The sequence below is a fragment of the Streptomyces sp. NPDC028991 genome (genome assembly GCF_055564775.1).
Genome location: NZ_JBVHVP010000028.1, coordinates 60,366 through 68,821, shown reverse-complemented (window position 1 = coordinate 68,821; position 8,456 = coordinate 60,366). Strand labels below are relative to the sequence as shown.

Genomic DNA, 8,456 nt, shown 5'->3' with positions numbered 1-8,456 from the left:
TACCGGAATCTGCGGCAGACGGTCCGTTTCGAGTCTGCGGTCCGTGAGCTGGTCGGTGCGGGCTTCGGTGTCTTCGTCGAGGTCAGCTCCCACCCCGTCCTCCTCCAGCCGGTCTCCGAGATCGCCGACGACACGGAGGCCACCCCCCTGCTGCTGGGTTCCTTGCGTCGGGGTGAGGGTGGTATGCGGCGCATGCTGTCCTCCCTGGCCGAGGCGTTCGTGCGCGGAGTGGACGTCGACTGGACGGCCGTACTGCCTGCCGGGACCCTCCGGCACCAGCACGGCCTGCCCACATACGCCTTCGACCACGAGCACTACTGGATCCAGCGCACGAAGTCGGCGACGCCGGCGGGGTCGTCCGGTCCGATCGAGTCCGGTCACCCGCTCCTCGGCGCTGTCGTCGAACTGCCCCACTCGGACGGGCTGGTGTTCACCTCCCGCTGGTCGCTGCGCACGCACCCATGGCTGGCCGACCACGCCGTCCACGGCGCGGTGCTGGTTCCGGGCGCGGCCTTCGTCGACCTGGTCATCCGAGCCGGCGACGAGTTCGGGTGCGAGGTGCTGGACGAGCTGGTGACCGACGCTCCGATGGTTCTGCCGGAGCAGGGTTCCGTCGAGGTCCACGTCGCTGTCGGTGGCGAGGACCCGATGGGCCGTCGTTCCGTCGCGGTCTACTCCTCGTCCGGTGACGTCCGCGACGCCGGTCAGGGAGGCGGCCAGGAGTGGATCCGGCACGCGTACGGCACCCTGTCGCCCGAGGCGCCCCTCGTGGGTCCGGGTGACGGCGGCGGTGCCGGCCTCGCCCAGTGGCCGCCGGCCGGCGCCGAGCCCGTCGACCTCACCGACATCCAGGCCGTGCTCACGAAGAACGGGTACGTCCACGGGCCGGCGTTCCAGGCCCTGCGTGCCGTCTGGCGCCGGGGCGAGGAGCTCTTCGCCGAGGCCGTCCTGGCGGAGGGCCGGCGCGCGGACGCGGGCCTGTTCGGTCTGCACCCGGCTCTGCTGGACGCGGCGACGCAGCCCGCGCTGTCCGCGGCCGGCTCCGACGGGGACACGCGGCTGCTCTCCGCGTGGCACGACGTGGTGCTGCACGCCGAGGGCGCCGCGAGCCTGCGGATCATGCTGACCCCGATCGGCCCCGACACGGTCTCGTTCGCGGCGGTCGACGAGATGGGCACACCGGTGCTGACGATGCGGTCGGTGGCCGCGCGGCCCGTCTCCGCCGAAGAGATCGGGGCTGCCGCCGTCCGCGGTGACCGGGCGCGGCTCCAGCGGGTTCCGGTCCGCAGGAGGCGCCCGACGGCCCAGGCCTCGGTCTCCGCCGACGAGCGGCGTGCGCTCGTGGACCAGCTGGAAACCCTGCCGGCCGCCGAGCGGGAGGCACTTCTGCTCGACGTGGTGCGTACGCAGATCGCGGCGGTGCTCGGACACGCCACGGCTGACCGGCTCGGCGCCGACCAGGGTCTCTTCGAGATCGGCTTCGACTCGCTGACGGCGATGCAACTTCGCAACAGGCTGGTCGAGCTGAGCGGCACGAAGCTGCCGTCCAACGTGGTCTTCGAACACCCGACCCCTTCGATGCTCGCGTTGTTCCTGCACGAGCGGACGACCGACCGGCTCGCCGGCTGACGACGCCTCCCTGAAAACCGCCCCGGTGCCGGTTCCCTTCCGGCGACCGGCACCGGGGCCACCTGACGAGAAAAGCGGTGAGAAATGTTCGACGTCGACGCGTATCTACGGCGTATAGGTCATGAGGGAGAGACGAAACCGGATCTCGAAACGCTGAGGGCGTTGCACAAGAAACACCTCATGGCGATTCCCTACAACAGCGTCGTCTCGCTCACCCGTCCACCGTCGAGACGGGGTGGCGGAGTCGATCTGGTCGACATCGACGAGGACACCACATTCGACGTGGTGATCGCCGAAGGCAGCGGTGGCGGCTGCATTCAGCTCAGCCGTCTCTTCTTCCGGCTGCTCCGCGAACTGGGTTTCGACGTCGCCCTGATCGGCGGCAGCACCGTCGAAGGCGCACAGGTCTTCGGCACCGAGGTCGAGCACATGCTCGTCCTCGTCACGCTCGACGACGAGCAGTGGCTGGTCGACGTCGGCTACGCGGGACCGTCGTTCCTGGAACCGCTGCGGGTCGGCGAGGAGATCCAGGTCCAGTACGGCGTCCGGTACCGGCTCGTCGCGGACGCCGGGAGCCTCGTCCTGCGGCGCTGCGCGCAGGGCGGCCGCTGGCACGTCGTCTACCGCTTCACGCTGACCGTCCGGGAGCCCGCCGCCTGGTCGGAGTTCGAGGCCAAGGTCAACGCGAGCCTGGCCGAGGCGGAACCGGGAGCCGGCGGCGGGCTGATGCTGTGCAGCCGGGCGCTGGAGGACGGCCAGGCCATCCTGAAGGGGCGGCGGTACCTGACGGTCCGGAACGGCCGCGAGCAGGTGCGTACTCTCATCGACACCACCGAGTACGAGAACCTCGCCGCGGGCATCCTCACCCGGCCCGTCGGCTGAGCGGCCCGCCGTGTCCCATGTGAGCCTGCTTCCCCAGCCCGTCGAGGATCTCGCCGGGGCCTTCGTCGACGAGGGTCCCGGGACCGTCGCCGGCGAGGACCGCGACACGGTGCACGACGTCCGGGAGCCCCAGCGGCCCGCGCCGCCGCTTGTGGCGCGGGCCGAGACGGAGCTTCTGTCGGAGCGGCTGGCGGCGGTGGCCCGCGGCGAGGCGTTCCTGCTCCACGGCGGTCACCGTACCGGGCCCGCCACCAGGGACCCCCAGGCCCACCTGCGGGCCAGCCTGCGCGTACTGCACCAACTGGGCGTCGTCCTCATGTACGTGTCCGGCCTGCCCGTGGTGAAGGTGGCCCCGGTCTGCGGTCCGTACACCGAGCCCCGCCCACTCGCCGGTGACGACAGCCCGACGGACCACGCCCTGTCGGCGGCCGTCATGAACCTCTTCCGCGGACTGAGCCGCGGCGAGGCGCCCACCCTGGACCGGATCCACGGCTGGAACACGGAGTTCGTACACACCGCCGCCGGCGCCCGGCACCGGGCCCTCGTCGACAGGATCGACCGAGGCCTGCGCTTCATGGCGGCGGGCGGCTTCACCGACCGGACCGCGCGCACGACCGAGCTGTACACTTCCCGCCGGTTGCCGGACCCGGGCCACGAGCGGGCCCTGACGCCTCCGGCCGCCTCGGCCGTGGGCACGGTGCTCCCGGGCGTCAGCGGTTCGGCGCACTTCCTGTGGCTCGACGCGCGCGCCGCCCGCGAGAACGCCTCGCACGCGTACACACCCCTCGTCCGACGGGCACCGAACCCGGTCGGGCTGCGCATCGGCCCCGACACCAGCCCGGCGTACGCCGCCGAGTTGGTGGAACACCTCGACCCGCACGCCGTTCCGGGGCGTCTGACGCTGACCTGCGCGCTGGGGAGTCGACGCGTCCGCGACCTCCTGCCGCCGATCGTCGAGCGCGTCGAGGCCGCCGGCCGGCGGGTCGTGTGGCAGTGCGACCCGCTGTACCGCAACCCTCCGGAGTTCGAGGGCGCGCTCGACGAGGTCACCGGCTTCGTCGAGGTGCACCACCGTCTGGGCACGCACCCCGGCGGGCTCCGCGTCGAGACCGGGCCGCGGGCAGTCGAGCTCGGGTTCCACACCGCGGCACTGCTGGGCACGTGAACGGCTCCGGCACCGAGGGAGTGCCGGAGCCCTCCGGGGGTTCGGGCGTCCCCTTGCTGCCGGTACGCGCGAAGACGCGGTGCCCGGTTTCTCCCGGGCACCGCGTCTTCGCCGCTCAGCGGACGGTCGTCCGCCTCACGGCCAGGTGAGGACGAGGTTGCCCCGCACATCGCCGTCCGACAGGCGCTTGAACGCCGCGTGCGCGTCCTGCGTCGGCATCGCCTCGTCCACGAGCGGCCTGATGTTCGTCGTGCTCATCAGTGCGAGCATCCGCGCGTACTCGTCACGGGTACCGCTGAACGAGCCGACGATGTTGATCTGATGGAAGTAGATCCGGTGCAGTCGAGCGGGCGACACGTCACCGGTGGTCGCGCCGGCGACGACGACCGTGCCGCCGTTGCGCACGCTGCGCAGGGAATGCGTCCAGGTCGCCCGGCCGACGCTGTCGACGACCGCGTCAACCTGCTCCGGCAGGTCGGCGTTGCTCTCGAACACCTCGTGGGCGCCGAGCCGCTTGGCCAGATCCCGCTTGTCGGCGGTGCGGCTCGTGACGTGGACCCGGAGCCCGGCGGCGGCACCCAACTGGATCAGCGCGGTGGACAGTCCACCCGCGGCGCCCTGGACGAGCACGGAGTTCCCCGGGAGCAGCGCGGCCTTGGTGAACAGCATCCGGTACGCCGGAAGCCATGTGCACATCAGGCAGGCGGCCTCCTCCCACGTGAGGTGGTCCGGCACCGGCAGCAGGCTGTGGGCGGGCGCGGCGATGTACTCGGCGAGCGTTCCCGGGCGCGCCCCGACGAGCTGCGCGGCCGGCAGGACGAGCGTCTCGTCGGTCGTGCCCGGCGGGGAGTCCAGTACGGGGTAGAGCGTCACCCGGCGGCCGTCCGGATCCTCGCCGGCGGCCTCGCAGCCCAGGATCCGCGGGTACTTGTCGTGATTCAGCCCGACGCCGCGCAGGGTCCACAGGTCCTTGTGGTTGAGCGACACGGCCCGGACCCGGACGCGTACCCAGCCCTCGGGGGCCACGGGGTCCGGGCGTTCGCCGACGACCAGCGCGGACAGCGGATCGTGGTCGTCCGGGCGGGCTGCGTAGACGGCTTTCACACGCATGCCCTCTCGCGTCGTGCCCGAATGAGCGGGGGAATGTCGCGACGGTGCATGAATCTCCTCACGCAGTGGTCGGTCGGCAAAGGAAAGGCGAATGCGGTACTTTCTCGGACGCACTGGCTGTGGAGTCCTGTCACGCCATTCGGCGACGCTAGTACCGGACGGTGGGCCCGCACCATCCCTCAGCCTGGTAGCAGCCCGCGGCACCTGGCGGGACCGGCCGAATTCTCCCGGACTTCCCCCTTGGAACTGTCAGCCCGAGGGATGTGGAACCGCCCCGGCCCGTTTTAGCGTGACGGCGCCGAGCCATGTCTGGAGAAAAGATCTGTATGCGACGCAAGCTGTCACCGTCGGAAATCCTGTATGTCGGTGAGATCAGAACCCTCGCCACGACCGTCTGCACGATACGCGGCCAGGTCGACGAGGAACTGCTGGCCGCGGCGTTCGCCGCGAAGGTGGCCGAGCACCGCTCGCTCCGCAGCCGGGTGACCCGGGACGGCGACGAGGCGTTCCTCGAACTGCTGGACGAACACGAGCTGCCGCGCCTGGAGGTGCGTCCGGCCGGGCCCACCGACCTGACCGACCAGCTCAACCAGCCGTTGCCGACCGGCGGCCCCTTGGTCCGCGCCACTCTCTTCCGCGGCGAAGGCGAGTCGACGTTCGTCCTCGGCATCGACCACGTCATCTGCGACGGGCACAGCGCCACCGTCCTGTGCAACGAGATCTGGAGCGCCTACTCCGGGATCCAGGACGGTTCGTACGCGGCTCCGCGGAGCGCGGGGGAGTCGTGGCCCGTGGCCGTCGACGATCTGCTCGCGCCGTGCTCCGAGGAGCAGCTCGCCGCCTACGTGAAGGAGCGGACCGAGCGGATCTCCGCGCACCCGCTCGCCGTCCTCCCCTTCACGGCAAAGGCGTCGGCGCAGGACGGGCCCCGGATGGACGTGAAGCGCGTCCGTCTGACCCGCGCACAGACCGGCGCTCTCGTCGCGTTCGCCAAGAGCGCCGGTGTCTCCGTGCACGGACTGGTCGGAGCGGCCCTGCTGACCGCGGTCCGGGACGGCTACGGACCCGGCTACGGGAGCGAGCACCGACTGAGCTTCGTCTCACCGGTCGACCTGCGGGCCCGGCTGACCCCCGCGCTCGGCCGCGACGTGCTGATCCCCGCCGCGTCCTGGTACCTCGACGTCGTCGAGGTACCCGCCGGTGCCGACCTGATCGAGCTGGGCCGCCGGATCACCGGCCGACTGCGCGACGCCATCGAGCGGAACGAGCCGGCCCGGGAGCTCCAGGCCCTGCCCCAGCTGCTCGCGAACCCGTCCGTGCTGACGGCCGGCCTCGTCGTGCCCAACGTCGGCGCCGTCGCGGGACCGCCGGCGCCGCGCGGTCTCGAGATCACCGACATGCGCAAGTTCGCCATCTCTTCCAAGTGGGTCCCCGAGGCCGGCGCGGGCGCACTCGTGGCGTCCCCGATGACCGTGTACGGCCGCCTGAGCATCGAGATGCCGTACAGCGCCAAGTGCTTCCCGCCGGCCCGGATGGACGACATCCACGACCACGTCCTGGCCACCCTGCTGTCCTTCGTCGAGCGCGCCCCCGTGCCGGCGGCCTGACGCCGACCAGTCGAGAGAGGAACGAACCATGGCTGGAGTCGCGATGGTGACCGGCGCGGCGCAAGGCATCGGCGCCGACGCGTCCGTACGGCTGGCCGAACAGGGCATGGACGTCGCCGTGCTCGGAGCGGACGAGGCCGCGTACGCCGTCACGGTGCGGCGGATCACGGAGACGGGGCGGCGTTGCGTGTTCGTGGCCGCGGACGTCGCCGACGCGGGGTCGGTCGGGCGCGCGCTGGCGCGGGTCCGCTCCGAACTGGGCGATGCCGCCGTCCTGATGAACTGCGTCGGAGCCGTCGATCGCGGTCCGCTGAGCGAACTCTCCGACCAGGACTGGGCCGAGGCCGTCGGCGGTCCGCTGCGAGGGGTGTTCGTCACCAGCCGCGCGGTCGTCGACCCGATGATCAAGAACGGCGGGGGCCGCATCATCACGCTGGCCGACGTCGCGGGCGGCGACCGGCCCGGGGCGGCGCGGAACTCGGTCGTCGAGACGGGCCTGGCCGGGTTCGTCCGGACGATCGCGAGGGAGCTGCGGCCGTTCGGCATCACGGCCAACGTCATCGCTCCGGAGCCCGCGGCAACGGAGCTGACCGCCAACACCGCCACCGCGAACACCGCCACCGCCACCGGCGGATCGTCGTACGCGGCGGGGGCACTCGACGCCGTGCGGTTCCTGGCCGGCGCCGAGGCCTCGGCCGTGTCAGGCCAGACCGTCCACGTCGCGACGACGGTGTGAGGGCTGGACGACGGAGCGGGCCCGGAGATCCTCCGGGCCCGCTCCGTCGTGTGCGAGGGTGCGACGCGCTGATCAGTCCGTCACCAGCGGACGGGCAGTTCGAGCATGCTGACCACCGTGGACCGGCCGCGCAACGGGACCTCCTCCAACGGAACGGCCAGTTCGAGACCGGCCAGCTCCTCGACCAGCGTCCGCAGTCCGGCGCCGATGACGATGCGCGCCAGGTTCTGGCCGAGGCACATGTGCACGCCGTAGCCGAAGGCCATCTGACCCGAGGTCTCGCGGTCGAGGTCCAGCGTGTGGGGGCAGCCGAACTTGGCCGGGTCGCGGTTGGCGGCCGGCAGCGACACGGTGACCGTGTCGTCCTTCCGGATCGTCTCGCCGCCCAGCTCGATGTCCTCCAGCGCGGTACGGAAGATCTGGTACTGGTTGACCGTCGTGTAGCGGAGCAGCTCCTCGATCGCGTTCGCGGACCCGGGGTTCGCCCGGAACTCCGCCAGCCGGTCGGTGTGGTGCAGCAGCGCCAGCGTGCTGCACGTCAGCGCGGCCTCCGTCGTGGAGTATCCGGCGACGAACACCAGGAGGACCATGTTGGTGATCTCCTGGTCCGTCAGCTCGCCGGCGGCGATGAGACGGCTCAGCATGTCGTCGCCCGGCTCGTCCCGCTTCCGCTGGACGAGATCGCGCACGTAGAAGAACGACTCGCGGCCCGCGGCGAGTTCGTCGTCCAGCTCGATGCTCTCGTCGTTCGCGGTGTCCGGCAGCCGGGCGATCTTCTCGCACTCCGCGTACGGAATGCCGATCAGCTCACAGACGACCTGGAGGACCAGAGGGCGGACGAAGGAGGCGACGAGGTCGGCCGAGGTGCCCTGCTCGCGCATCGCCTTCAGCTGCTCGGCCGCCAGGACATCGACGCGCTCCGCCCACTGGTTCATCCGGCGGGTGGTGAATTCACCGGTCAGCAGCTTCCGGTACTTGGTGTGGTCCGGCGGATCCATGTGAATGAACATCCCGGGCATCACCGGCAGCGGCGGAATCTGCTTGCCCTTTTTGGTGGTGGGGAAGTGGCCGATCCCGTAATTGTGGCTGAAGACCGGGTTGCTGAGGATCTCGCGAGACAGCTCGTGGCCGGTCACCAGCCAGCCGGCATGGCCGCTGGGGTACGTCATTCTCGTCAGCGGTCGTTCCCGGCTCAGGTCCAGCAGAAGCGACGGCGGATCGAAATGATCCGTGCGGTCCCAGTGCTGCTGATAGGTTATCGGCTCGCTCATCGCGGCATCCTTCTCGATATCGGGCGTACGCAGGGGGGTGGGGGTGCGCCGTGCGG

General features: G+C 71.2%; 7 protein-coding genes. 5 read left to right on the top strand and 2 right to left on the bottom strand.

Annotated elements, in window-relative coordinates; genetic code table 11:
- From ACZ4V1_RS32165 to ACZ4V1_RS32155, 3 genes are all read left to right on the top strand, one after another.
- A partial coding sequence (locus ACZ4V1_RS32165; RefSeq protein ID WP_468343419.1) for a polyketide synthase dehydratase domain-containing protein occupies positions 1-1,629 on the top strand: 1,629 nt, incomplete at its 5' end.
- Positions 1,630-1,713: 84 nt separating this feature from the next.
- Positions 1,714-2,511 carry an arylamine N-acetyltransferase family protein gene (locus ACZ4V1_RS32160; RefSeq protein ID WP_468343416.1) on the top strand — a complete coding sequence of 266 codons (798 nt, stop codon included), beginning with the start codon at positions 1,714-1,716 and terminating at the stop codon, positions 2,509-2,511.
- A gap of 19 nt (positions 2,512-2,530) precedes the next feature.
- Positions 2,531-3,676 (top strand): 3-deoxy-7-phosphoheptulonate synthase, encoded by a 1,146-nt coding sequence (locus ACZ4V1_RS32155; protein ID WP_468343413.1) that lies wholly within the window; start codon positions 2,531-2,533, stop codon positions 3,674-3,676.
- 135 nt (positions 3,677-3,811) lie between these two features.
- On the opposite strand, the gene ACZ4V1_RS32150 is transcribed toward ACZ4V1_RS32155, so the two are convergent.
- Positions 3,812-4,786, bottom strand: coding sequence for a zinc-binding dehydrogenase (locus tag ACZ4V1_RS32150; protein ID WP_468343410.1), 975 nt, complete (start codon positions 4,784-4,786; stop codon positions 3,812-3,814).
- Between the two features lie 326 nt (positions 4,787-5,112).
- Here ACZ4V1_RS32150 and ACZ4V1_RS32145 point away from each other — a divergent pair, with 326 nt between their 5' ends.
- Complete coding sequence (locus ACZ4V1_RS32145; RefSeq protein WP_468343407.1) at positions 5,113-6,393, top strand: phthiocerol/phthiodiolone dimycocerosyl transferase family protein; 1,281 nt, start codon at positions 5,113-5,115, stop codon at positions 6,391-6,393.
- A 28-nt stretch (positions 6,394-6,421) separates the two neighbouring features.
- On the top strand, positions 6,422-7,129 hold the full coding sequence (locus ACZ4V1_RS32140) for an SDR family NAD(P)-dependent oxidoreductase (protein ID WP_468343404.1): 708 nt from the start codon (positions 6,422-6,424) through the stop codon (positions 7,127-7,129).
- A gap of 80 nt (positions 7,130-7,209) precedes the next feature.
- Here ACZ4V1_RS32140 and ACZ4V1_RS32135 read toward each other — a convergent pair whose 3' ends face one another.
- Entirely contained in the window at positions 7,210-8,400 is a 1,191-nt protein-coding gene (locus ACZ4V1_RS32135; protein ID WP_468343401.1) for a cytochrome P450, read from the bottom strand.
- Positions 8,401-8,456: the final 56 nt, after the last annotated feature.

Coding starts and splice junctions, on each gene's coding strand:
- ACZ4V1_RS32140 (WP_468343404.1), top strand. CDS start 6,422: ATGGCTGGAGTCGCGATGGTGACCGGCGCGGCGCAAGGCATCGGCGCC.
- ACZ4V1_RS32160 (WP_468343416.1), top strand. CDS start 1,714: ATGTTCGACGTCGACGCGTATCTACGGCGTATAGGTCATGAGGGAGAG.
- ACZ4V1_RS32135 (WP_468343401.1), bottom strand. CDS start 8,400: ATGAGCGAGCCGATAACCTATCAGCAGCACTGGGACCGCACGGATCAT.
- ACZ4V1_RS32150 (WP_468343410.1), bottom strand. CDS start 4,786: ATGCGTGTGAAAGCCGTCTACGCAGCCCGCCCGGACGACCACGATCCG.
- ACZ4V1_RS32145 (WP_468343407.1), top strand. CDS start 5,113: ATGCGACGCAAGCTGTCACCGTCGGAAATCCTGTATGTCGGTGAGATC.